Here is a 21,827-nt window from a genome sequence, read left to right as displayed (position 1 = left end):
TCTGAATTATGAGCATAAAAAAACCGCTGAATTCAGCGGTTTTTACTATTTAACTAACCAGCAATTTAACGAACCGGCAATTTAACGCATCAGCGTTGAAGTTACTTTTTCTTCTTCGCTTTTGCGTTTGGCAGATCAGTAATCGTGCCTTCAAATACTTCTGCAGCAAGGCCTACCGATTCATGTAACGTTGGGTGAGCATGAATCGTCAAAGCGATATCTTCTGCATCACAGCCCATCTCGATAGCCAAACCGATTTCACCAAGCAGTTCGCCGCCGTTAGTACCAACGATAGCGCCACCAATCACGCGGTGAGTCTCTTTATCAAAGATAAGCTTAGTCATACCGTCTGCACAATCAGAAGCGATAGCACGGCCAGAAGCTGCCCATGGGAATGTCGCGACTTCGTAGTTAATGCCTTCTGCTTTGGCTTCTTTTTCAGTTTTACCAACCCAAGCCACTTCTGGCTCAGTGTACGCAATTGAAGGGATAACTTTAGGATCGAAGTAGTGCTTCTTACCAGAAATTACTTCTGCTGCTACGTGGCCTTCATGCACACCTTTGTGCGCCAACATTGGTTGACCAACGATATCACCGATCGCGAAGATATGAGGAACGTTAGTACGCATTTGCTTATCAACATTGATAAAGCCGCGCTCATCCACTTCAATACCTGCTTTTTCAGCATCCATCAGCTTACCGTTTGGTACACGGCCGATAGCAACAAGAACGGCATCATAACGCTCAGCTTGCGCTGGTGCTTTTTTGCCTTCCATTGAAACGTAGATACCATCTTCTTTTGCTTCAACAGCGGTTACTTTGGTTTCAAGCATCAGGTTAAATTTGTCTTTGATACGTTTGGTGTAGACTTTAACCATGTCTTTATCCGCCGCTGGGATAAGTTGGTCAAACATCTCAACCACATCAATCTTAGAACCTAGCGAGTGGTAAACCGTCGCCATTTCTAGACCGATGATACCACCACCCATGATCAACAGTTTTCCAGGAACTTCTTTCAGTTCAAGTGCATCCGTTGAATCCCAAATACGTGGGTCTTCATGAGGAATGAATGGCAGTTTAATTGGACGAGAACCAGCTGCAACGATGGCGTTATCAAAGTTAACCACGGTTTTGCCGTCTTCACCTTCAACTTCAATGGCGTTAGGGCCAGTAAATTTGCCGAAACCGTTCACAACAGTCACTTTGCGCATCTTCGCCATGCCGCCAAGACCGCCCGTTAACTGGTTGATAACTTTTTCTTTCCAAAGGCGGATTTTATCGATATCCGTTTGTGGTTCACCAAACACAATACCGTGCTGGGCCAATGCTTTCGCTTCTTCGATAACTTTTGCAACGTGCAGCAACGCTTTTGATGGGATACAACCCACGTTCAAACACACACCGCCAAGGGTGCTGTAGCGTTCAACAAGTACTGTTTCAAGACCTAAGTCTGCACAGCGGAATGCAGCGGAGTAACCAGCAGGACCGGCACCAAGTACGACGACTTGGGCTTTGATTTCTTTGCTCATTTTGACCTCTTGTAGTCATTATCCCTAACAGGCTGAGTGGATGTTCTCGTTGTTTTTAGTGTTTAATCCAATGAATTAAACCCATGACTGAGCCAATTACTTAAAACAAATGAATTAAAACGAATTATTTTCAGACCGCAACAGTTTACAGAGATGTTAATGGTGTGAAAAGTAAATCCATTTAGCCTGTGAGCTAGACGACAATTCGATTAAGAAAAAACCCTTCATAATCCAATTGTTCAATTATTCGTGTTAACAAGGGCGGCTTTAACGGCCGCCCTCTCTTTCACTAAACTTGGCTTACAGAACCAGACGACGAATGTCTGATAGCGCGCCATTTAGGAATGTGATGAAACGCGCACCTTCCGCACCATCAATCACACGGTGATCGTATGACAGTGATAGTGGCAGTTGTAGGCGTGGTTCGAACTCTTTACCGTTCCACACTGGCTTAAACTCAGACTTAGATACCCCAAGGATACCGACTTCTGGCGCGTTAACGATAGGCGTAAACGCTGTACCGCCGATGCCACCTAAGCTAGAGATAGTGAAACAGCCACCTTGCATGTCTGCAGCGGTCAGTTTACCTGCACGGGCTTTCTTCGATACTTCAGCCAGCTCTCTTGATAGCTCATAAATGCCTTTTTTGTTCACATCTTTGAAGACAGGAACAACAAGACCATTTGGCGTATCAACAGCAATGCCCACGTTCACGTACTTCTTCAGAATCAAGCTTTCGCCATCTTCAGAAAGTGAAGAGTTAAACGATGGGAATGCTTCTAGTGCTTTCGCTACCGCTTTCATGATGAACACCAGTGGGGTGATCTTCATGCCAGTGTCGTTCTTCGCTTCAATCGCATTTTGCTCTTTACGGAAGTTCTCAAGCTCGGTGATATCCGCATTATCCCATTGGGTAACGTGTGGGATCATCACCCAGTTACGATGCAAGTTAGCACCAGAGATCTTCTTAATACGTGAAAGCGGTTTTACTTCTGTGTCACCAAACTTGCTGAAGTCCACTTTTGGCCAAGGTAGCAAGCCAAGCGCGGCACCATCACCTTTACCAGAAGCCACTGCGGCAGAACCCGATTCAAGACGCTTCAGCGCTTCTTTCACGTAGTTTTGCACGTCTTCTTTTAGGATGCGGCTCTTACGGCCAGAACCTTTGACTTTCGCTAGGTTAACACCAAATTCACGCGCAATACGGCGCACAACCGGTGATGCGTGAGAGTACTCATTGTTCTCTTCAAACTCGGCAGGTGCTGCCACAGCTGATTTTACCGCTTCCGCTTTTGGCGCTGATGCGGCTGGAGCCGCTGCTTGCGCAGGGGCCGCTACGGCAACGGGCGCTGCACCGGCAACTTCAAACACCATGATAAGAGAGCCTGTTGACACTTTATCGCCAGCTGCAACTTTGATTTCTTTCACAACACCAGCAAACGGCGCAGGAACTTCCATTGATGCTTTATCGCCTTCAACGGTGATAAGAGACTGCTCTTCACTCACGGTATCGCCAACCGCCACCATGATTTCCGTCACTTCGACTTCATCACCACCGATATCCGGTACGTGGATCTCTTTTGCTGCCGAAGCGGCTGGTGCTGCAGCTACAGGTGCTGCCACTTGAGCAGAGGCTGCCGCCGGAGCGGAACCCGCCACTTCAAAGATCATCACCAGTGAGCCTGTCGATACTTTATCGCCAGCGGCCACTTTGATCTCTTTCAGTACACCAGCAAATGGAGCAGGTACTTCCATTGAGGCTTTGTCACCTTCAACCGTCAGTAGAGATTGCTCTTCTGCGATTGAATCGCCGACTGCGACCATGATTTCAGTGACTTCCACTTCATCACCGCCGATATCTGGCACGTGAACTTCTTTAAGCTCAGCGACAGCCGCGGCAGCAGGAGCCGCAACTGGTGCAGCTTCCACTGCTGGCGCTGCGACCGCTGCGCCTTCTGCTTCAAAAATCATGATAAGTGAACCGGTCGATACTTTATCGCCAGCGACTACTTTGATTTCTTTTACAATACCCGCTTGAGAAGCCGGTACTTCCATAGAAGCCTTATCACCTTCTACAGTAATAAGAGATTGCTCTTCTTCAACCTTGTCGCCAACGCTGACAAGAATCTCAGTAACTTCAACCTCATCCGCACCAATATCCGGTACATTAATTTCGATTGCCATTATTCTTTCCTACCTTAATTAAGCGTATAGCGGGTTTGTTTTTTCAGTATCGATGTTGAATTTCTTAATCGCTTCAACCACAACTGATTTCTCAACATCACCACGTTTCGCTAGTTCGCTTAGCGCGGCAACCACCACGTAACCTGCGTTCACTTCGAAGTGACGACGTAGGTTTTCACGGCTATCAGAACGACCAAAACCATCAGTACCTAGTACTTTGTATGATTCAGCCGGGATAAACGCACGCGCTTGCTCAGCGTAGTTCTTCATGTAGTCAGTTGCTGCGATGGCAGGCTCGCTGCCCATTACCGTTTGAATGTAAGGTACTTGCGGCTGCGCTTCAGGGTGAAGCATGTTGTAACGCTCACATGCTTGGCCATCACGAGTAACTTCATTGAATGATGTTACTGAGTAAACATCTGAAGCCACGCCGTACTCATCACTTAAGATTTGAGCCGCTTTGCGTACTTCGTTCATGATCGTACCTGAGCTCATTAACTGAACTTTACCTTTAGAGCCAGTCGTTCCTTGTGGAGCGTAGCTTTCTAATTTGTAGATACCTTTACGAATACCTTCTTCAGCACCTTGTGGCATTGCTGGCATTGCGTAGTTCTCGTTCATCAGCGTTAGGTAGTAGAACACGTTTTCTTGATCGCCATACATGCGGCGAATACCGTCTTGCATGATGACTGCAACTTCGTAAGCAAATGTTGGATCGTAAGAAAGACAGTTAGGAACCGTCGCCGCCAATATGTGCGAGTGACCATCTTCGTGCTGTAGACCTTCACCGTTCAGCGTCGTACGACCAGCAGTAGCACCCAATAGGAAACCACGTGCTTGTTGGTCACCTGCCATCCATGCCATGTCGCCAACGCGTTGGAAACCAAACATAGAGTAATAGATGTAGAACGGAATCATTGGCAGATCGTTTGTCGAGTATGAAGTTGCAGCAGCAACCCATGAAGACATAGCACCCAGCTCGTTGATCCCTTCTTGCAGTACCTGACCTGAAGTCGCTTCTTTATAGTAAGAAACGATGTCGCGGTCTTGAGGAGTGTAGTTCTGACCGTGTGGGTTATAGATACCGATTTGACGGAACAGACCTTCCATACCGAAAGTACGTGCTTCATCTGCAATGATTGGCACAATATTTTTACCAATGCTCTTATCTTTGAGCAAAATGTTCAACGCACGGACAAACGCCATTGTGGTTGAGATTTCACGTTTTTGCTCTTCAAGCAGAGGCTTGAACTCTTCAACCGCTGGAATCACAAGTTCTTGAGTGAACTTAGGCAAGCGTTGAGGTGTGTAACCTTTTAGCGCTTTACGACGAGCGTGTAAGTATTCGTGCTCTTTCGAGCCTTCTGCCAATGTTAGGTATGGCAACTCTTTCACAGCTTCATCCGTCAGAAGATCTTGTAGACCAAGACGATCACGCAGTTGCAGCACGTGAGTCATGTCCATTTTCTTCACTTGGTGAGCGATGTTCTTACCTTCTGCCGCTTCACCCATGCCGTAACCTTTAACGGTCTTCGCCAGAATCACGGTTGGCTTGCCTTTCGTGTCTTGAGCATTAGTAAAGGCTGCGTACAGTTTAGAAGACTCGTGACCACCACGCTTCAGCGCGAAAATTTGATCGTCAGTCATATCAGCAACAAGCGCCGCTGTTTCTGGGTATTTACCAAAGAAGTGTTTACGCACGTAAGCACCATCTTTCGCTTTAAATGTTTGGTAGTCACCATCGATGGTTTCGTTCATCAACTGAAGCAGCTTACCTGTGGTGTCTTTCGCCAGTAGAGAATCCCAGTTGTTACCCCAAATCACTTTAACAACGTTCCAACCTGCGCCTTTAAATAGGCCTTCAAGTTCTTGGATGATCTTACCGTTACCCATGACAGGGCCGTCTAGACGTTGCAAGTTACAGTTGATAAGGAAACATAGGTTATCAAGCTTCTCACGAGCGGCGAATGAAATCGCACCGCGTGATTCTGGCTCATCCATCTCGCCATCACCTAGGAACGCGTATACACGCTGTTCAGAAGTGTCTTTCATACCACGGCCATCAAGATATTTGAGGAAACGCGCTTGATAGATTGCAGAAATTGGACCCAGACCCATAGATACGGTCGGGAATTGCCAGAATTCAGGCATCAATTTCGGGTGTGGGTAGGAAGGAATACCTTTGCCATCCACTTCTTGGCGGAAGTTGTCAAGTTGATCAGCCGTTAGGCGGCCTTCAACGAACGCACGTGCGTAGATCCCTGGAGAGATGTGACCTTGATAATAAACCAAGTCACCGCCATCTTTTTCATTAGGCGCACGGAAGAAGTGGTTAAAACATGTTTCGTAGAACGAAGCAGAAGACTGGAATGACGCCATGTGGCCGCCAAGATCGAGGTCTTTTTTCGATGCACGTAGAACGATCATAATCGCGTTCCAACGGATGATTGAGCGAATGCGACGCTCAAGCGTTGTGTCACCTGGGTATGCTGGTTCTTGCGCAGCTGGAATGGTGTTGATGTAGTTCGTGGTAATACCGGTTGGCATATCAACACCGTCTAGACGTGCTTTATCTAGAATTTGCTCAAGTAAGAACTGAGCGCGTTCTACACCTTCTTCACGTACAACTGACTCAAGGGCGGCTAGCCATTCCTGAGTTTCCAGTGCATCTACGTCATGCTTCATGTCAGACATGGCGATCTATCCTTCTATTGGTTGGATCTATAAAACAAGCAATTCGCCGTAGGTTACGACTCATTACCCTGCTGAATTCGGCGCAACGAACGCTCACGACGAGACTCTTCTTTGGTCAAATCCAGCAATGTTTCTTCGATATAAGCTAAGTGAGAATGGGACATTTCGCGCGCCTTTTCCGGCTGACCAGAAACGATCGCATCCACGATATTAGCTCGGTGTCTACTTACTTTCTCCACCACTTCATGGCGGCGGTGTAATAGTTTTAAATTCTGTAGAACATTTTGCTCAAGCAAAGGAGCGAGGCTGCGAACAATATGCAAAAGCACCACGTTGTGGGCCGCTTCAGTGAGAGCGACTAAAAACGCAACCACCGCAGACGCTTCTGCTTCGACCTCTTTTTTCGCTTGTTGTTCACCAATTCTCGCCAAACAGGCTTGAATGCGAGCAAAATCTTCCTCAGTACCACGCAATGCTGCGAAATAAGCTGAAATACCTTCCATCGCGTGGCGCGATTCCAATAGATCGAGCTGGGTTTCAGAGTGGCTAGACAATAAATTTAGCAGAGGATCAGAAAAACTCTGCCAAATGTTCTCACTGACAAACGTACCTCCACCTTGACGGCGGGTTAATAAACGCTTGGCTTCGAGGCGTTGAATGGCTTCACGAATGGATGGACGAGACACCTCGAACTGTTTTGCCAGTTCTCGTTCTGGAGGCAATTGTTGCCCCGGAGAGAGTGTTCCTTCCACTATCAGCCTTTCTAACTCCTGTTCAATTACATCAGAGAGTTTTGGCTGACGAATCCTTTGATAAGCCATAATTTATTATTCTTCTACTCTTTGCAGTCAATTGGTAATACCAATTTCAAGTTGGTGCAGAAATTAACATAATTAAAACGTAGCTGTCCAGCCAAAAGTTGACCTAAATCATAGAACAGCCCACGCTTAAACACTTTGATAACAATAGTCGATTAAAACAGCAATATTATTGGTCAGACCAATTACAAAATGAATACAGATGGGGAAATGATGGGCTAGAAATGGGGAAACATTCTTTGATATCTACCCTTTCAAGAGGAAACATTCTTTGGCTCCTCCCCCTTCTAGGGGGAGGGAATGTAAGAGCAAACATTGGTTGGGACCTCCCCTTTCTAGGGGAGGGAGATCATGTCACGCATCGAAGGAAGAGAAATATCAAGCCGTTACTTCGCTTCGAGGTGATCAATCATCAATTGCAATGACTGATTGCCGCGAAACTCATTAATATCAAGCTTATACGCAAGACGCACCGTTTTCACCGACGCATCTGGCCAGCGTCTTAAATCGACATTAAAAGCAATGCCATCGATCATAATGTTGGTTGGGTGGCCTTTGAATAACGGCTCAAGCATCAGTTTCAAATGCTTTTCGCCCACCAGCTTTTGGTGCAATAGTTTGAACTCACCGTCAAAGAGAGGCTCAGGAAACGCCTGCCCCCATGGGCCACCGGAACGCAAGGTTTCAGCGGTGTGCATCGAGAACTCTTCAGGTGTTAACTCCCCGTCGGATAAAATCACGCCCTTGAGCGCGCTTTCATCTAACTCGTGACGTACGACTTGATCAAACAGCTCAGCAAAACGCTCAAACTCTTTTTCGGCAATAGTTAAACCTGCCGCCATCGCGTGACCACCAAATTTGACGATTAAACCGGGGTTTTGTGTATCAATGCGATCCAGCACATCGCGCATGTGTAACCCAGCAACAGAGCGGCATGACCCTTTGATACTGCCATCGCCACCATCGGCAAACGCAATCACAGGGCGATGGTATTTATCTTTAATACGTGAGGCTAAAATACCAATCACACCTTGGTGCCAATCGCGCTGAAACAGTACTAAACCGTGCGGCAATTCGCTATTTTCACTCAGTTGTAAGCGCTCACAAAAAGCCAGCGCTTCTTGCTTCATCCCCTCTTCAATCTCTTTGCGAGTTTGGTTAAGGCCATCCAGCTCACTAGCCATTCTACGCGCAGCGTGAATGTCATTGCACATTAGCAGCTCAACGCCAAATGACATATCATCCAAGCGCCCTGCCGCATTGATGCGTGGCCCTAACGCAAAGCCAAAATCCGAGGCAACTAAACGCCTCGCGTCACGTTTAGCAACCTCAATCAAAGCTTGAATACCCGGCCTTGCATGCCCGGCGCGAATGCGTTGCAAACCTTGATACACTAAAATGCGGTTGTTTTCATCGAGCGGCACAACATCAGCGACAGTACCCAGTGCGACTAAGTCAATCAGCTCCATCAACTTGGGTTCACTCATACCTTGTCGAGTAAACCAGCCGTTTTTTCGCATATGCACGCACAGCGCCATCATCAAATAGAAAGCCACCCCTACGCCAGCTAATGCCTTCGAGGGAAACGGGCAGTTAGCCAAATTGGGATTCACCATCGCATCAACCTCTGGCAACTCGTGTCCCGGTAAATGGTGATCGGTCACCAAGACGGTCAGCCCTTGCTGCTTGGCATAACGCACCCCGTCGATAGAGGAGACGCCGTTATCGACCGTCATGATCATCTGCGCGCCAAGCTCTATCGCTTGATCGACCACTTCAGGGCTTAAGCCATAACCATCTTCAAAACGGTTAGGCACGAGATAGTCCACATTGTGCGATCCCAACATTCGCAACGCCAAAACAGATAAGGCGCAACTGGTTGCGCCATCAGCATCAAAATCCCCGACGACTATGATGCGCTGCTGCTGCTCAATGGCGTAAAAAAGTAGTTGTACCGCTTGCTCTATACCACCTAATTGTTGGTAGGAATGCAGTGCTTTCGCAGCCTTGTCCAGTTGTTCAAGGTTCGTGATACCACGGTTGATATAGATACGTTTAAGCAGTGTTGGAATCGTGTCAGGAAGTTGCGAAAGATCGGGGGCTGGTCTTTGTTTTATCTCAATCATAAATCAGCGGGCTCAAGAACACTCAAGCCCGACTCCTAAAGTTATTGAATCTGCTGAAGGCGTTGCAACAGTTGCTCTGGTGGTAAATAACCGCCAACCATTTCGCCATTCGGTAGGAAAATCGCAGGCGTGCCGTTGATGCCTAACTCACGCCCGAGCTGATAGTGCTTGGTAATCAACTGCTTAGCTTGTTGGATGTTCTGCCCTGCTTCTGGCAACTGATGATTGGTTTTTGCCTCATTCATCGCTGCCATTTTATCATCTGCATTCCAGATAGCGGCCATCTGATCAACTACCTGCCCCGTAACGCCTTGACGCGGGTAAGCCATGTAGCGCACGGTGATCCCTAGGTCGTTATACCCTTTCATTTGACTATGCAAACGAGTGCAATAACCACAGGTAATATCAGTAAAAACAGTCACCACGTATTTTTCGTTAGCGGCTTTGTATTCGATCATACTCGATTCAAACTGCGCGATCTTCGCCGCATTAACGGGCGCTTGGCGTTTGGCTAACACATCGACATAACCACCATTCTTATCTAATTCATACAAGGTTCCGGCGATAAAATGGCTCGCGTCAGGCGCAGAAAACAGCACGCCACCGGAAGTTTGTACTTCAATCACTCCCTGAATATCAGAGGCTTGAACACTCAGCACTTCCAATCCGAGTTTAGAAAAACGTTGTTCAAAAACCGTTTTATCAAGCGCAGCCGCTTGCACAGCCGTTGACGTCACTTGCTCTGTGGTTTCGGCGTTACACGCCACAGCAAAAAGTGGCAATGTAAGAAGAGTCAGTTGGCGTAATACGCTCATTAAATTCACCTTTTCAAGCCCTTGGATGGTGCTCGCTATGTAATTGTTTAAGTCGCTCAGTCGCAACATGAGTATAAATTTGCGTGGTAGATAAGTCACTATGACCGAGCAGCATTTGCACTACACGCAAATCGGCACCGTAATTGAGTAGATGCGTGGCAAAAGCATGCCTTAATACGTGTGGAGAGAGTTTTTCCACATCGATTTGTGCGATCACTGCGTAGTGTTTAATTCGGTGCCAAAAGGTTTGACGAGTCATCTGCCTTGCTCGTCGGCTGGGGAAAACCACATCCGACGTTTGTTCGCCCAGCAGAGTAGACCGCCCTTGTTCAAGAAAAGTTTCAATCCAATCAACGGCATTTTCGCCCATCGGTACAAGACGCTCTTTGCCACCTTTACCAATCACTCTTACTACGCCTTGACGTAAACTGATATTTTCCATGGTCAGTGAAACCAATTCGGTCACCCGTAGCCCTGTTGCATACAAGAGTTCCAACATCGCTCTGTCACGTAATTCTAGAGGATTATTAGTATCGGGAGCATTCAATAAATCTTCCACTTGCTGCTCGGATAAATCTTTAGGCAGACGCTGTGGCAATTTAGGGCTAATTAAGAGCGCACTCGGATCATCGCCGCGGAGTTTCTCACGGTGCAGATATTGAAATAAACGACGAATCGCCGACAACATACGTGCCCGCGAGGTTTGCTTATAGTCTTGATCAGCGAGCCACGCTTGGTACTGCTGCAAACCAGTGACACTAATAAAATCGAGGCGATAATTATTGTGCTGCATCCATTGCAACAATTTCGTCAGATCATTGCGATACGATGAGAGCGTGTTTTCAGCTAAACCACGCTCCATCCACATCGCATCTAAAAACTGTTCCACAACCCCTTGATCAGGAGAAATATATTCAGACACATCAAACCTCTGTGGTGAAAATCGAGTTGCTCAGGTTATGTGAGCCACTGGTTTAATACCATAAAAAAACATCATCGGCAGGATAATCGCTGCAAAGCGCGTCATTTTATGGTTAGAATTCACTATTCTTGATTTAAAACGAACACAAAATTATGAAGATCGGTCTTTTTTACGGCTCAACAACTTGTTATACCGAAATGGCAGCAGAGAAGATCCGTGCGCTCATCGGTGAGGATTTGGTGGAGATTCACAATGTGAAAGAAACGCCACTCTCTTTGATGAGCAACTATGATCTTTTAATACTGGGCATCTCAACTTGGGACTTTGGCGAAATCCAAGAAGATTGGAGCGCAATATGGGATCAAATCGGTGGCGTGTCGCTAAACGGCAAGTACGTCGCATTATTCGGCTTAGGCGATCAAGAAGGTTATGGCGAATGGTACCTCGATGCGATGGGGATGCTGCATGATGAGCTAAAACAAATTGGTGCTCAATTGATTGGCTACTGGCCCAACCAAGGCTACCATTTTGAAGCGTCAAAAGCCCTAACGAAAGATGGCCGCCACTTTGTTGGTCTCGCACTCGATGAAGATTCGCAATACGAGCAAAGCGACGAACGCATTCAATGCTGGGTTGAGCAAATTTTAGTGGAATATCACGATTCGATTTAATTCGTTGTTCGCTATTTGTTGTTAGTCATTTGTTGCCAACAAGGCTCGATAGCACCGCCAATCAAATACCAAACCGGGGTCAGTTTTGCGTAATGGCGCAATGTATTGATGCCCGGTGATGCGTTGATTGGTGATGAGCGGATAACGCCGCTGCAATGCACACGTCAAAGTCGCTAAGGCTTGATATTGCGCAGGAGTATAAGCCGTCTCATCGCTCCCTTCCAATTCAATCCCAATCGAATAATCATTGCATTTTGCACGGCCAGCGAAGCTTGACTGGCCAGCATGCCAAGCTCTGGCATTAAATGGCACAAATTGCACTACTTCTCCCTCTCGCCGAATAAGGCAGTGAGCCGAGACGCGCATCTGGTGGATGGTTTGAAAAAAAGGGTGTTGATTCGGGTCAAGCGTGCCAGTGAAAAACTGCTCAATATATGGGCCGCCGAACTGGCCCGGAGGCAAGCTGATATTATGTACCACCAGCAATGAAATATCTTGCGCATCGCTTCGCTGATCATAAAACGGCGATGGCACTCGACGTGCGCTTTGATACCAACCCTTTTTATCGATCATCAGTTGACCCCTTACACTCACACAAAAATGAACCTTAGCCAGAGGAAATGCGAGATTAGTGGCTGAATTTGAGTAAAACTCAGCGTATCATTCTCACTCTGTTCAACACCATATTAGATTTGCGATGAAAAATACACACAACAGCCAACAACGCCTTGATTATCTGAAACAGCAACTCCCATTGGAAATTACTCGTGCCGTTAGCGATGCACTCAGAGAAGATCTCGGTGGCAGCTTGGATGCGACTGCTGATATCACCGCAAACCTTATTCCAGCGGATGCGCGTAATACCGCGACTCTCATCACCCGTGAACATGGCGTATTTTGTGGCCAAGCATGGGCAGAGGAAGTCTTCAAACAACTTGGTGGTGAAGTGAAAATTGACTGGCATGTCCAAGATGGTGATCAAGTTAAGCCAAACCAAGTTTTGTGCACTCTTGAAGGTCCAGCTCGCGCGCTGCTGACTGGTGAACGCAATGCGATGAACTTCATTCAAACCTTGTCAGGTTGCGCCAGCATTACTGCTCAGTATGCCAAACAGCTAGAAGGCACCGAATGCCGACTACTTGATACACGCAAAACTATCCCTGGCCTGCGCAGCGCACTAAAATATGCTGTCGCGTGTGGCGGCGGCTTTAACCATCGTATTGGCGTGTTTGATGCTTATTTAATTAAAGAAAACCATATCATTGCTTGTGGCGGTATTACCCAAGCCATCAGCACCGCTAAACAGCTCAACCCCGGTAAACCCGTCGAAGTCGAAACCGAAAGCTTGCAAGAGTTAGAAGAGGCGATTCAAGCGGGTGCTGACATCATTATGCTGGATAATTTTAGTATTGAGATGATGCGCGAAGCGGTAGCAATTAACGCAGGCCGCGCGGCTTTAGAAAATTCTGGTAACGTCACATTAGAAACCATTGGCGATTACGCGCGAACCGGTGTCGATTACATCTCAGTCGGCGCGCTGACTAAGCACATTAAAGCACTCGATCTCTCAATGCGCTTTCAGTAATTAATTACATCAATTATTGGAATAAAGATCAAAAATTTCAAATAGTTAAGGAAGCCTGACGAGCTTCCTTTTTTATTGCTTGCGTATCAAAAGCAAGACGGCATTTTTAAGTCAGTCGTATTTCAGTGATTGATATATGCAACTAAACAGGTAAAAAATCCAAATCGCTCGCGCACTGCTCTTTATCTCATTCCCACCAACCCACAAGCTTCTTATGCTCTGCCCATCCTTATGCGTTCAAACGGAGCAAATCAAATAATGAACACAAATAAGAAAACGAAACAAAGTGGTTTTACCTTAATTGAATTGATGATTGTGGTGGGAATTATTGGTGTACTTAGCGCGATTGCAATCCCTGCATATAAGAGCTATTTGATCAAAACAGAGTCTAATACAGCCGTCAGTATTCCTAGAACATTACTTACAAATATTGATTTATATATACAAGAAAAAGGCAATTTCCCTGCAACAACAGAAGCGAGCGAAGTTGGTGCAGCTGCAGATATGAGCGCAATGGGGACCCTAGCATTCACTAAGGATGCCACCACACCTACAAATGGAACCTTAGTTTTTACTGTCAGTAATGCTGATGCATCTATAAAAGATAAAAAAATAACATACACACGTACAAATTCAGGCTGGAAGTGCACGCATGATATTCCCGAAACATTATTGGAAAAAGATCTTAAAGGATGCTTAAGAGCGATTCCTTGATAAAATGCTAACCAACCTCCCTGCGATTCTGCGTCAGGCTCAGATATTGAGCCCGACGCAAGAACATGCAGTTATTGAACATATCAAAGCGTCTGGTGCGAGTGTGCCAGAAGCTTTGCTCGCTTTGGATTTTTTCCATCCTCATGATCTGACTGAACAGTTAAGTACCCTTTTTGGCCTACCGGACACCGACTTAACCCGCTACGACTACCCACTGCTCTGCCAACAGCTTGGTTTGCGTGATCTCATCACCCGTTACCAAGCACTGCCGATTGCCAATAATGGCCAAACCCTGACTATCGCGGTTTCCGACCCGACCCATTTACAAGTGGAAGATGATTTTCGCTTCGCAACAGGCTTACAAGTTGAACTGGTTTTAGCCGACTACAAAGCGCTGCAAGCAGCCATCCGGCGCTTGTATGGCCGAACAATTCAAGGATCCTCTTCTTCAGGGAAAGAGATCAGCCAAGATGAACTGGCGAACTTAGTTAAGCTGTCTGATGATGAGATTCAATCGATTGAAGACCTCAGCCAAGATGACGCCCCAGTCAGTCGCTTTATTAACCAAATCCTGCTTGATGCGGTGCGAAAAGGCGCATCCGATATCCATTTCGAACCGTACGAAGCGCTTTACCGAGTACGATTGCGCTGTGATGGTATTTTGGTGGAAACGCAGCGTCCCTCAAGCAACTTAAGTCGCCGGCTTGCCGCGCGGCTTAAAATTTTATCCAAACTCGATATTGCCGAACGGCGCTTACCACAAGATGGACGAATTAAACTGCGGTTGAATCAAGAGACCGCCATCGATATGCGCGTTTCCAGCCTCCCTACTTTATGGGGTGAAAAAATCGTACTGCGCCTACTTGATAGCAGTGCTGCTAACTTAGATATCGACAAATTGGGTTATAACGACCAGCAAAAACAACTCTACTTAGCTGCGCTGAAAAAACCACAAGGGATGATTTTAATGACGGGCCCGACGGGCAGTGGAAAAACCGTCTCGCTCTATACGGGGCTACGCATTTTAAATACAGCTGAAGTGAACATTTCCACCGCTGAAGATCCGGTTGAAATTAACTTATCCGGCATCAACCAAGTTCAAGTGCAGCCAAAAATTGGCTTTGGCTTTGCGCAAGCATTACGCTCTTTCTTACGGCAAGATCCCGACATTGTGATGGTTGGCGAAATCCGCGATTTAGAAACTGCCGAAATCGCCGTGAAAGCGGCACAAACCGGGCATTTAGTTCTTTCTACCTTGCATACTAACTCCGCCGCCGAAACGGTAATTCGCTTGAGTAATATGGGAATTGAAGCGTTTAACTTAGCCTCTTCACTCAGTTTAATTATTGCCCAGCGTTTAGCTCGTCGCCTTTGTCGGCACTGCAAAATTGCCGTCGTGCCCTCAATGCAGTTGCAGCAACATTTTCAGCTGCTAGCGACAGAAACCATTTATGAAGCAAACCCGCATGGTTGCAACGAATGCACAGGGGGCTATTCAGGTCGAGTCGGCATTTATGAAGTGATGGCGTTTAACCCACAGCTGGCTGAAGCGATTATGCAAAAAGCAAGCATTCATCAAATAGAGCAGATCGCGAAAGCCAACGGAATGCAGACACTACAAGAATCAGGCATTGAAAAGCTCAAAAACGGCGTAACCAGCTTCAAAGAGCTGCAACGCGTGCTCTATTTCTAACGCTTTGACCCCTCTTAGCTAGCCATTGGGTGACTCTATTGTATGAACACAAAAATCAAATCAGAACTCAAAAATTATCGTTGGAAAGGCATCAATAGTTCGGGCAAAAAAGTATCTGGCCAAACTCTCGCTTTAACCGAACTGGAAGTGCGTGACAAACTTAAAGAGCAGCACATTCAGATCAAAAAAATCAAAAAAGGGGGCGTCTCTTTTATCACCCGCTTGACTCATCGCGTGAAGGCCAGAGACATCACCATTCTGACACGCCAATTGGCGACCATGCTGACCACGGGCGTGCCCATCGTGCAAGCCTTAAAACTGGTCGGAGATAACCATCGTAAAGCCGAAATGAAATCCATTTTGTCGCAAGTCACCAAAGGGGTTGAAGCCGGAACGCCAATTTCCAAAGCGATGCGTACCGCCAGCACTCATTTCGATACCTTGTATGTTGATCTCATTCACACAGGCGAACAGTCAGGTAACTTGGCTGAAGTATTTGAGCGACTAGCGACTTATCGAGAAAAAAGTGAACAACTGCGCGCTAAAGTCATTAAAGCACTCATCTACCCAACCATGGTGGTGTTGGTCGCGTTAGGTGTTTCTTACTTAATGCTTACTATGGTGATCCCTGAGTTTGAAAGCATGTTCAAAGGATTCGGAGCCGAATTACCTTGGTTTACACAGCAAGTATTGAAACTCTCTCATTGGGTGCAAAGTTACAGTTTGTGGGTACTCATCATCATAATCCTCACCACAATTGCCGTGAAAGCAGTACGCCAAAAATCTTTTTTAATACGCTTAAAAACCAGCCGATTAGGATTAAAGTTTCCCATTCTTGGCGGGGTGATAGGCAAAGCCTCTATTGCTAAATTCAGTCGCACACTCGCCACCAGTTTTAGTGCAGGCATTCCGATTTTAGCCAGCTTAAAAACCACCGCTAAAACCGCTGGCAATGTCCATTTTGAGACGGCGATTAATGAGGTCTATCGTGATACGGCAGCCGGTATGCCAATGTATATTGCGATGCGTAATACCGAAGCCTTTCCTGAAATGGTGCTGCAAATGGTGATGATTGGTGAAGAATCAGGCCGATTGGATGACATGCTCAATAAAGTCGCCACCATTTACGAATTTGAAGTCGATAATACCGTCGATAACTTAGGCAAAATTCTCGAACCATTGATCATTGTCTTTTTGGGTACGGTGGTCGGTGGTTTGGTAGTGGCGATGTACTTGCCCATCTTTAACTTAATGAGTGTATTAGGATAGTATTAGCACTGCTAATCTTTTACTTATCGAGTCTGTGCATGGAAGTTTTTATTTATTACCCTTGGCTCTTTCCACTTTTTGCAGCGTTGTTTGGCTTAATCGTGGGGAGTTTTCTCAATGTGGTCATTTATCGTCTACCCAAAATCATGGAGCGAGAATGGCGACAAGAGTGCGCTGACTGCTTTCCCGAATATCACATTGCGCCACCGGAAGGGCAACTCACGCTCAGTGTCCCCCGTTCTAGCTGCCCACACTGTGATACGCCAATCCGTATTATTGACAATATTCCGCTACTCAGTTGGCTCTTTTTAAAAGGGAAATGTTCCCGTTGCCAAGGTCCGATCAGTGCACGCTATCCTTTGATTGAACTGCTCACCGCCAGTATGAGCTTTGTCGTGGCTAGCCACTTCGGTTTTAGTTATTTTTCACTAGCGCTATTGTTTTTCACTTTTGTGCTCATCGCGGCGACGTTTATCGATTTCGATACCATGCTGTTACCCGACAAGCTGACACTGCCACTACTGTGGGCGGGCCTCAGCTTATCATTGATGCACATTAGCCCTGTCAATTTGCAAGATGCAGTGATCGGCGCCATTGCTGGCTATCTAAGCTTATGGTCGGTCTATTGGCTGTTTAAACTCGTCACAGCCAAAGAAGGAATGGGTTATGGCGATTTCAAACTGCTGGCTGCTCTCGGCGCTTGGTTGGGCTGGCAATATCTGCCCATCATCATTCTCATGTCATCTGTGGTTGGCATTGTCTTTGGCCTAATTCAATTGCGCTTGCAAAAAAAAGGGATCGACAAAGCCTTTCCTTTTGGCCCCTATCTCGCCATTGCTGGCTGGCTAACCTTGTTGTGGGGTAACGATATTATGAGTTGGTATTTAGGTTCAATTATGGGGTTATCGTCATGGGGTTAGTGGTGGGTTTAACCGGCGGGATTGCCAGCGGAAAAAGCACCGTTGCTCATTTATTTCAGCAGCATTTCTCGATTGATGTCGTGGATGCTGACATCATCGCTCGAGAAGTCGTCGAACCAGGTAGTGAAGGATTAACGGCGATTTGCGCGCACTTTGGCCTTGCCATATTAAAGCCCGATGGACAATTGGATCGCACCGCGTTAAGAGAAAAGATCTTTGCTGATGAGCAAGAAAAGGCTTGGCTTAATCAGCTTCTTCACCCAATGATCCGTGCAAAAATGATTGCTGATTTAGCAAAAACCACCTCGCCTTATGCTTTATTGGTTGTGCCATTATTGATAGAAAATAACCTACAAACCTTAGTCGATCGCATCTTAGTGGTTGATGTTGATCTAAAAACCCAAATCGCTCGCACTATGGCAAGAGACAAGGTATCAGAGCAACAAGTCCGTTCGATCTTAGCCGCTCAAGCGAGCCGTGAGCAAAGATTGCAATACGCTGACGATGTGATTAAAAATAGCGCAGAAAACCAAAAACTTTTGCCTCAAATCACAGAATTACACAAAAAGTATCTAGCCATATGCAGCCTAAGTCTGTAAGAATAACCCAGACCGGACCTAAGGCTAGCTAGATGACCACGCATAAGTTTGAACACCCACTGAACGAAAAAACTCGTATCTATTTAAGAGTCGAAGCGCTGCTTAACCAGTTGATGCATTCTGCTCAGTTTCGTGACGGTATTCAACACCAACTCTTCTTTCGTTCATTGTTTGATTTACTCGAAATCTTCGAACAGATCCAACTCAAAAGCGAGTTGGCTAAAGATATTGAAAAACAGCGTTTGAACTACCGTAGCTGGCTCAATGTGGATGGTGTTGATCAAGAAATGTTGCTATCGCTCCTTGAAGAGATCGACGAGGTCCATCGTAATTTAATGAGCGCTGAACGCTTTGGTCAATCACTCAAAGAAGATCGTTTCTTAAGCACGATTCGCCAACGTTTTAATTTGCCGGGCGGGTCATGCTGTTTCGACCTACCAGCGCTGCACTACTGGCTACACATTCCGATAGAAAAGAAGACCCAAGATGCGCACCAATGGATGGAAACGCTGCGACCGTTATCAGATGCGTTGCAACTTTGGTTGAAGTTAACCCGCGAAACGGGCCATTTTAAAGCACGCCTAGCACGATTAGGTTTTTATCAAAGCGATGCCGAAGACGCTAATATCTTGCGCTTGTCGATCCCACTTGAGTATGGGGTATACCCCATGATCTCTGGCCATAAAAATCGCTTCGCGATTAAGTTTATCGAATTCCAATCAGGCCAAGCAACAGGGCGCGATATCGAGTTTGATCTCGCCGTCTGCTGTTAATCAATTCCGCTTCAATTCCCGACTGACTCTTACTTTCCATTGCGTTAGGTAATACACTTACGCCTATCCATCGTTACTTGAAGTCCGTTATGTCAAAGAAAATTACCATTGTAAAATGCCCGCAGTGCAAAGCCGATGTCGAATGGGGAGAACAGAGCCCTTATCGTCCTTTTTGTTCCAAACAGTGTCAGATGATCGATTTTGGCGAGTGGGCCGATGAGGAAAAAAGTATTCCCGGAGCACCGGATATGTCAGACAGTGATGGTTGGTCAGAAGATCAATATTAGCGCACATATAAAAACAGGGGTCGATTACTCGACCCCTGTTTATTACTATGAGAACGCTAGTTTATAGCATTACTTCTTAGCAAGTTTCTCTTTGATACGAGCTGACTTACCAGAACGCTCACGTAGGTAGTACAGTTTGGCACGACGTACTGCACCGCGGCGTTTAACTTCAATGCTATCAACCACTGGAGAGTGAGTTTGGAACGTACGCTCAACACCTTCACCGTTAGAGATCTTACGAACAGTGAATGCAGAGTGTAGGCCACGGTTACGGATTGCGATTACAACGCCTTCAAAAGCCTGTAGACGCTCACGATCACCTTCTTTTACCTTAACTTGAACAACAACAGTGTCACCTGGTGCGAATTTAGGTAGGCCTTGTTTCATTTGCTCTTCTTCAAGAGCCTTGATGATGTTACTCATTTTAAAAATTCCTAGAATAAACTGATACTAAATTAAATAGGTTACTGATGTATTTGAGTTTCTTTAATGAACTCAACCAGTAATAGTTCCTGTTCGTCAGTCAGAGCTAGGTTTTCCAGGAGCTCTGGCCTTCTATGCCAAGTTCGGCCCAACGACTGTTTCAGCCGCCAGCGACGAATATCCTCGTGATTACCGGATTTCAGTACCGCAGGTACTTCTTTTCCATCTAACACTTCAGGACGCGTATAGTGCGGGCAATCTAGCAAGCCATTTGCAAAAGAATCCTCTTCTGCTGATGCGAAATCTCCTAATACTCCCGGAACAAACCGAGAGACAGAATCAATCAACGTCATGGCTGGCAGTTCGCCGCCTGTCATCACAAAATCACCAATCGACCATTCTTCGTCAACTTCTGATTGGATGATACGCTCATCTACCCCTTCATAGCGTCCGCAAATAAGAACTAGGTTCTCATTCGTCGCCAGCTCTTCGACTCCTTTTTGGTCGAGTTTTCGACCTTGAGGAGAAAGGTAAATGACTTTCGTCTTTCCCGGTGCGGCTTGTTTTGCTGCATGAATGGCATCGCGCAAAGGCTGAACCATCATGAGCATTCCAGGACCACCACCGTAAGGTCTGTCATCGACGGTGCGATGTTTGTCATGAGTGAAATCTCGAGGATTCCAAGCTTCAATAGACAGCAAACCTTTTTTAACCGCTTGACCTGTTACTCCAAAATCAGTAACAGAACGGAACATTTCAGGAAATAGGCTTATAACGCCAACCCACATGTGTTCTCTCGCTCTGAAATTTTAGAGTTAGAATGCCGGATCCCAGTCAACTTCGATCCGTCGAGCTTCGCGATCAACATTCTTGATCACTTGCTCTTCAAGGTACGGTACCAACCGTTCCTTTTGGCCAAAAGCATCTTTCAAATTCGCTTTCACAACCAGAACATCGTTGGAGCCAGTTTCTAATAGGTCAGTGACCTCACCAAGGTTATATCCCTTAGTGGTAATAACTTGCATACCGAACAATTCACGCCAGTAGAATTCATCTGCTGACAATTCTGGTAATGATGCGGGATCAATAGCAATTTCAAAGTTGGTGAGTAGATGTGCGTCTTCTCGAACATCTAAACCTTCAAGTTTTACCACCATACTCTTACCATGGCGCTTCCAACTCTCTACTTTGTACTCGATCCACTGGCCTTTTTGGTTAATAAACCAAGGGCTGTAATCAAAAATACTTTCAGCTTCGTCTGTGTAGGAAAAAACTTTGAGCCAGCCACGAATGCCATAGGTAGCACCAAACTTGCCCATAACAATCTTTTCGTTTTCTTTGCTCATTGTTTCTTTACCTTTCATCGACATAAGCTAATGTTCTTCTATAAAAGTAAGAATTAAGCCGCTTTTTGAGCGTCTTTTACTAGCTTAGCTACGCGATCAGATAGAGATGCGCCTTGACCAACCCAATGGTTAACGCGATCTAGATCAACACGTAGGCCTTCTTCTTGGCCAGTAGCCGTAGGATTAAAGAAACCTACTTTCTCGATGAAACGGCCAGTTACTGCGTTACGGCTATCCGCAACTACGATTTGATAAAATGGACGCTTTTTAGCGCCGTGACGTGCCAAACGAATGGTTACCATGTCGTCCTCTTTGCTTTCTCAATAATAAAATTAACCCCAAAAACCATTTACGAAAAACAGTCTGGGGTCTCGTGCCAAAATAAAGCCTCGGAATTTTACTCTTATTCCGAGGCTTTGCAAGGGGTTTAGCTATTTTTTCACCAGCAGAAGCATTATG

The 21,827-nt window shown here is 46.2% G+C and carries 21 protein-coding genes; 9 read left to right on the top strand and 12 right to left on the bottom strand.

What is annotated here, in order from left to right; all coding sequences use genetic code 11:
• Positions 1 to 101: 101 nt before the first annotated feature.
• The 7 genes from lpdA to xerD form a co-directional block, all read right to left on the bottom strand.
• Positions 102 to 1,529, bottom strand: a complete 1,428-nt coding sequence (gene lpdA / locus AACQ79_RS16475; RefSeq protein ID WP_013857673.1) for a dihydrolipoyl dehydrogenase — start codon at positions 1,527 to 1,529, stop codon at positions 102 to 104.
• 300 nt (positions 1,530 to 1,829) lie between these two features.
• Positions 1,830 to 3,713: a pyruvate dehydrogenase complex dihydrolipoyllysine-residue acetyltransferase gene (gene aceF / locus AACQ79_RS16470; RefSeq protein ID WP_088731724.1), complete on the bottom strand. Its 1,884-nt coding sequence runs from the start codon at positions 3,711 to 3,713 to the stop codon at positions 1,830 to 1,832.
• A gap of 18 nt (positions 3,714 to 3,731) precedes the next feature.
• A complete protein-coding gene (aceE, locus tag AACQ79_RS16465) occupies positions 3,732 to 6,407 on the bottom strand; it encodes a pyruvate dehydrogenase (acetyl-transferring), homodimeric type (RefSeq protein ID WP_170899403.1) in 2,676 nt (891 codons plus the stop codon).
• A gap of 53 nt (positions 6,408 to 6,460) precedes the next feature.
• Positions 6,461 to 7,228, bottom strand: coding sequence for a pyruvate dehydrogenase complex transcriptional repressor PdhR (gene pdhR, locus AACQ79_RS16460; RefSeq protein WP_013857676.1), 768 nt, complete (start codon positions 7,226 to 7,228; stop codon positions 6,461 to 6,463).
• A 383-nt stretch (positions 7,229 to 7,611) separates the two neighbouring features.
• Entirely contained in the window at positions 7,612 to 9,351 is a 1,740-nt protein-coding gene (gene recJ, locus AACQ79_RS16455; RefSeq protein WP_170899402.1) for a single-stranded-DNA-specific exonuclease RecJ, read from the bottom strand.
• Between the two features lie 41 nt (positions 9,352 to 9,392).
• Positions 9,393 to 10,166, bottom strand: a complete 774-nt coding sequence (locus AACQ79_RS16450) for a thioredoxin fold domain-containing protein (RefSeq protein ID WP_170899401.1) — start codon at positions 10,164 to 10,166, stop codon at positions 9,393 to 9,395.
• Between the two features lie 13 nt (positions 10,167 to 10,179).
• Complete coding sequence (gene xerD / locus AACQ79_RS16445; RefSeq protein WP_013857679.1) at positions 10,180 to 11,088, bottom strand: site-specific tyrosine recombinase XerD; 909 nt, start codon at positions 11,086 to 11,088, stop codon at positions 10,180 to 10,182.
• Positions 11,089 to 11,240: 152 nt separating this feature from the next.
• Here xerD and fldB point away from each other — a divergent pair, with 152 nt between their 5' ends.
• Positions 11,241 to 11,759 carry a flavodoxin FldB gene (gene fldB / locus AACQ79_RS16440; protein WP_013857680.1) on the top strand — a complete coding sequence of 173 codons (519 nt, stop codon included), beginning with the start codon at positions 11,241 to 11,243 and terminating at the stop codon, positions 11,757 to 11,759.
• A gap of 21 nt (positions 11,760 to 11,780) precedes the next feature.
• On the opposite strand, the gene ampD is transcribed toward fldB, so the two are convergent.
• Positions 11,781 to 12,332 (bottom strand): 1,6-anhydro-N-acetylmuramyl-L-alanine amidase AmpD, encoded by a 552-nt coding sequence (gene ampD / locus AACQ79_RS16435; protein WP_202599069.1) that lies wholly within the window; start codon positions 12,330 to 12,332, stop codon positions 11,781 to 11,783.
• 124 nt (positions 12,333 to 12,456) lie between these two features.
• Between ampD and nadC the strand changes: the two genes are divergently transcribed.
• The 8 genes from nadC to yacG all read left to right on the top strand — a co-directional run bounded on the left by nadC (position 12,457) and on the right by yacG (position 19,599).
• A complete protein-coding gene (gene nadC, locus AACQ79_RS16430) occupies positions 12,457 to 13,344 on the top strand; it encodes a carboxylating nicotinate-nucleotide diphosphorylase (protein WP_094148110.1) in 888 nt (295 codons plus the stop codon).
• A gap of 258 nt (positions 13,345 to 13,602) precedes the next feature.
• The gene (locus AACQ79_RS16425; protein ID WP_199485555.1) at positions 13,603 to 14,058 is read left to right on the top strand and encodes a pilin; all 456 of its coding nucleotides are present in this window, start codon (positions 13,603 to 13,605) and stop codon (positions 14,056 to 14,058) included.
• 4 nt (positions 14,059 to 14,062) lie between these two features.
• Positions 14,063 to 15,751 carry a type IV-A pilus assembly ATPase PilB gene (pilB, locus tag AACQ79_RS16420; RefSeq protein ID WP_170899399.1) on the top strand — a complete coding sequence of 563 codons (1,689 nt, stop codon included), beginning with the start codon at positions 14,063 to 14,065 and terminating at the stop codon, positions 15,749 to 15,751.
• Positions 15,752 to 15,793: 42 nt separating this feature from the next.
• Entirely contained in the window at positions 15,794 to 17,020 is a 1,227-nt protein-coding gene (locus AACQ79_RS16415; protein ID WP_047688859.1) for a type II secretion system F family protein, read from the top strand.
• Positions 17,021 to 17,058: 38 nt separating this feature from the next.
• Positions 17,059 to 17,940 (top strand): prepilin peptidase, encoded by an 882-nt coding sequence (locus AACQ79_RS16410; protein ID WP_170899398.1) that lies wholly within the window; start codon positions 17,059 to 17,061, stop codon positions 17,938 to 17,940.
• Entirely contained in the window at positions 17,931 to 18,539 is a 609-nt protein-coding gene (gene coaE, locus AACQ79_RS16405; protein ID WP_064624393.1) for a dephospho-CoA kinase, read from the top strand. Before AACQ79_RS16410 ends, coaE begins: the two co-directional genes overlap by 10 nt.
• Before the next feature lie 32 nt (positions 18,540 to 18,571).
• Complete coding sequence (gene zapD / locus AACQ79_RS16400) at positions 18,572 to 19,312, top strand: cell division protein ZapD (protein WP_013857689.1); 741 nt, start codon at positions 18,572 to 18,574, stop codon at positions 19,310 to 19,312.
• An 89-nt stretch (positions 19,313 to 19,401) separates the two neighbouring features.
• Positions 19,402 to 19,599: a DNA gyrase inhibitor YacG gene (gene yacG / locus AACQ79_RS16395; protein WP_010319526.1), complete on the top strand. Its 198-nt coding sequence runs from the start codon at positions 19,402 to 19,404 to the stop codon at positions 19,597 to 19,599.
• A gap of 69 nt (positions 19,600 to 19,668) precedes the next feature.
• Here yacG and rplS read toward each other — a convergent pair whose 3' ends face one another.
• Genes rplS through rpsP form a run of 4 tightly spaced genes read right to left on the bottom strand, consistent with a single transcriptional unit; the run spans position 19,669 to position 21,670 of the window.
• Complete coding sequence (gene rplS / locus AACQ79_RS16390) at positions 19,669 to 20,022, bottom strand: 50S ribosomal protein L19 (protein WP_010319525.1); 354 nt, start codon at positions 20,020 to 20,022, stop codon at positions 19,669 to 19,671.
• Between the two features lie 41 nt (positions 20,023 to 20,063).
• Positions 20,064 to 20,810 carry a tRNA (guanosine(37)-N1)-methyltransferase TrmD gene (gene trmD, locus AACQ79_RS16385; protein WP_010319524.1) on the bottom strand — a complete coding sequence of 249 codons (747 nt, stop codon included), beginning with the start codon at positions 20,808 to 20,810 and terminating at the stop codon, positions 20,064 to 20,066.
• Between the two features lie 27 nt (positions 20,811 to 20,837).
• Positions 20,838 to 21,392 (bottom strand): ribosome maturation factor RimM, encoded by a 555-nt coding sequence (gene rimM, locus AACQ79_RS16380; RefSeq protein WP_013857691.1) that lies wholly within the window; start codon positions 21,390 to 21,392, stop codon positions 20,838 to 20,840.
• Between the two features lie 29 nt (positions 21,393 to 21,421).
• Positions 21,422 to 21,670 (bottom strand): 30S ribosomal protein S16, encoded by a 249-nt coding sequence (rpsP, locus tag AACQ79_RS16375; RefSeq protein ID WP_010319522.1) that lies wholly within the window; start codon positions 21,668 to 21,670, stop codon positions 21,422 to 21,424.
• Between the last annotated feature and the right edge of the window lie 157 nt (positions 21,671 to 21,827).

It is taken from the genome of Vibrio sp. 3-2(1) (genome assembly GCF_963887575.1).
GTDB classification, from domain to species: Bacteria; Pseudomonadota; Gammaproteobacteria; order Enterobacterales; family Vibrionaceae; genus Vibrio; species Vibrio anguillarum.
Note: the sequence above shows the minus strand (reverse complement) of the source record. Positions and strands in the feature narration are given on the sequence as shown.

Excerpts from the sequence above, each read along its gene's own strand:
- nadC (WP_094148110.1), top strand. The coding sequence starts at position 12,457 with ATGAAAAATACACACAACAGCCAACAACGCCTTGATTATCTGAAACAG.
- pdhR (WP_013857676.1), bottom strand. The coding sequence starts at position 7,228 with ATGGCTTATCAAAGGATTCGTCAGCCAAAACTCTCTGATGTAATTGAA.
- lpdA (WP_013857673.1), bottom strand. The coding sequence starts at position 1,529 with ATGAGCAAAGAAATCAAAGCCCAAGTCGTCGTACTTGGTGCCGGTCCT.
- rimM (WP_013857691.1), bottom strand. The coding sequence starts at position 21,392 with ATGTCGATGAAAGGTAAAGAAACAATGAGCAAAGAAAACGAAAAGATT.
- rpsP (WP_010319522.1), bottom strand. The coding sequence starts at position 21,670 with ATGGTAACCATTCGTTTGGCACGTCACGGCGCTAAAAAGCGTCCATTT.
- zapD (WP_013857689.1), top strand. The coding sequence starts at position 18,572 with ATGACCACGCATAAGTTTGAACACCCACTGAACGAAAAAACTCGTATC.
- rplS (WP_010319525.1), bottom strand. The coding sequence starts at position 20,022 with ATGAGTAACATCATCAAGGCTCTTGAAGAAGAGCAAATGAAACAAGGC.
- coaE (WP_064624393.1), top strand. The coding sequence starts at position 17,931 with ATGGGGTTAGTGGTGGGTTTAACCGGCGGGATTGCCAGCGGAAAAAGC.
- trmD (WP_010319524.1), bottom strand. The coding sequence starts at position 20,810 with ATGTGGGTTGGCGTTATAAGCCTATTTCCTGAAATGTTCCGTTCTGTT.
- yacG (WP_010319526.1), top strand. The coding sequence starts at position 19,402 with ATGTCAAAGAAAATTACCATTGTAAAATGCCCGCAGTGCAAAGCCGAT.
- pilB (WP_170899399.1), top strand. The coding sequence starts at position 14,063 with ATGCTAACCAACCTCCCTGCGATTCTGCGTCAGGCTCAGATATTGAGC.
- ampD (WP_202599069.1), bottom strand. The coding sequence starts at position 12,332 with ATGATCGATAAAAAGGGTTGGTATCAAAGCGCACGTCGAGTGCCATCG.
- AACQ79_RS16425 (WP_199485555.1), top strand. The coding sequence starts at position 13,603 with ATGAACACAAATAAGAAAACGAAACAAAGTGGTTTTACCTTAATTGAA.
- recJ (WP_170899402.1), bottom strand. The coding sequence starts at position 9,351 with ATGATTGAGATAAAACAAAGACCAGCCCCCGATCTTTCGCAACTTCCT.
- AACQ79_RS16415 (WP_047688859.1), top strand. The coding sequence starts at position 15,794 with ATGAACACAAAAATCAAATCAGAACTCAAAAATTATCGTTGGAAAGGC.
- AACQ79_RS16410 (WP_170899398.1), top strand. The coding sequence starts at position 17,059 with ATGGAAGTTTTTATTTATTACCCTTGGCTCTTTCCACTTTTTGCAGCG.
- AACQ79_RS16450 (WP_170899401.1), bottom strand. The coding sequence starts at position 10,166 with ATGAGCGTATTACGCCAACTGACTCTTCTTACATTGCCACTTTTTGCT.
- aceE (WP_170899403.1), bottom strand. The coding sequence starts at position 6,407 with ATGTCTGACATGAAGCATGACGTAGATGCACTGGAAACTCAGGAATGG.
- aceF (WP_088731724.1), bottom strand. The coding sequence starts at position 3,713 with ATGGCAATCGAAATTAATGTACCGGATATTGGTGCGGATGAGGTTGAA.
- fldB (WP_013857680.1), top strand. The coding sequence starts at position 11,241 with ATGAAGATCGGTCTTTTTTACGGCTCAACAACTTGTTATACCGAAATG.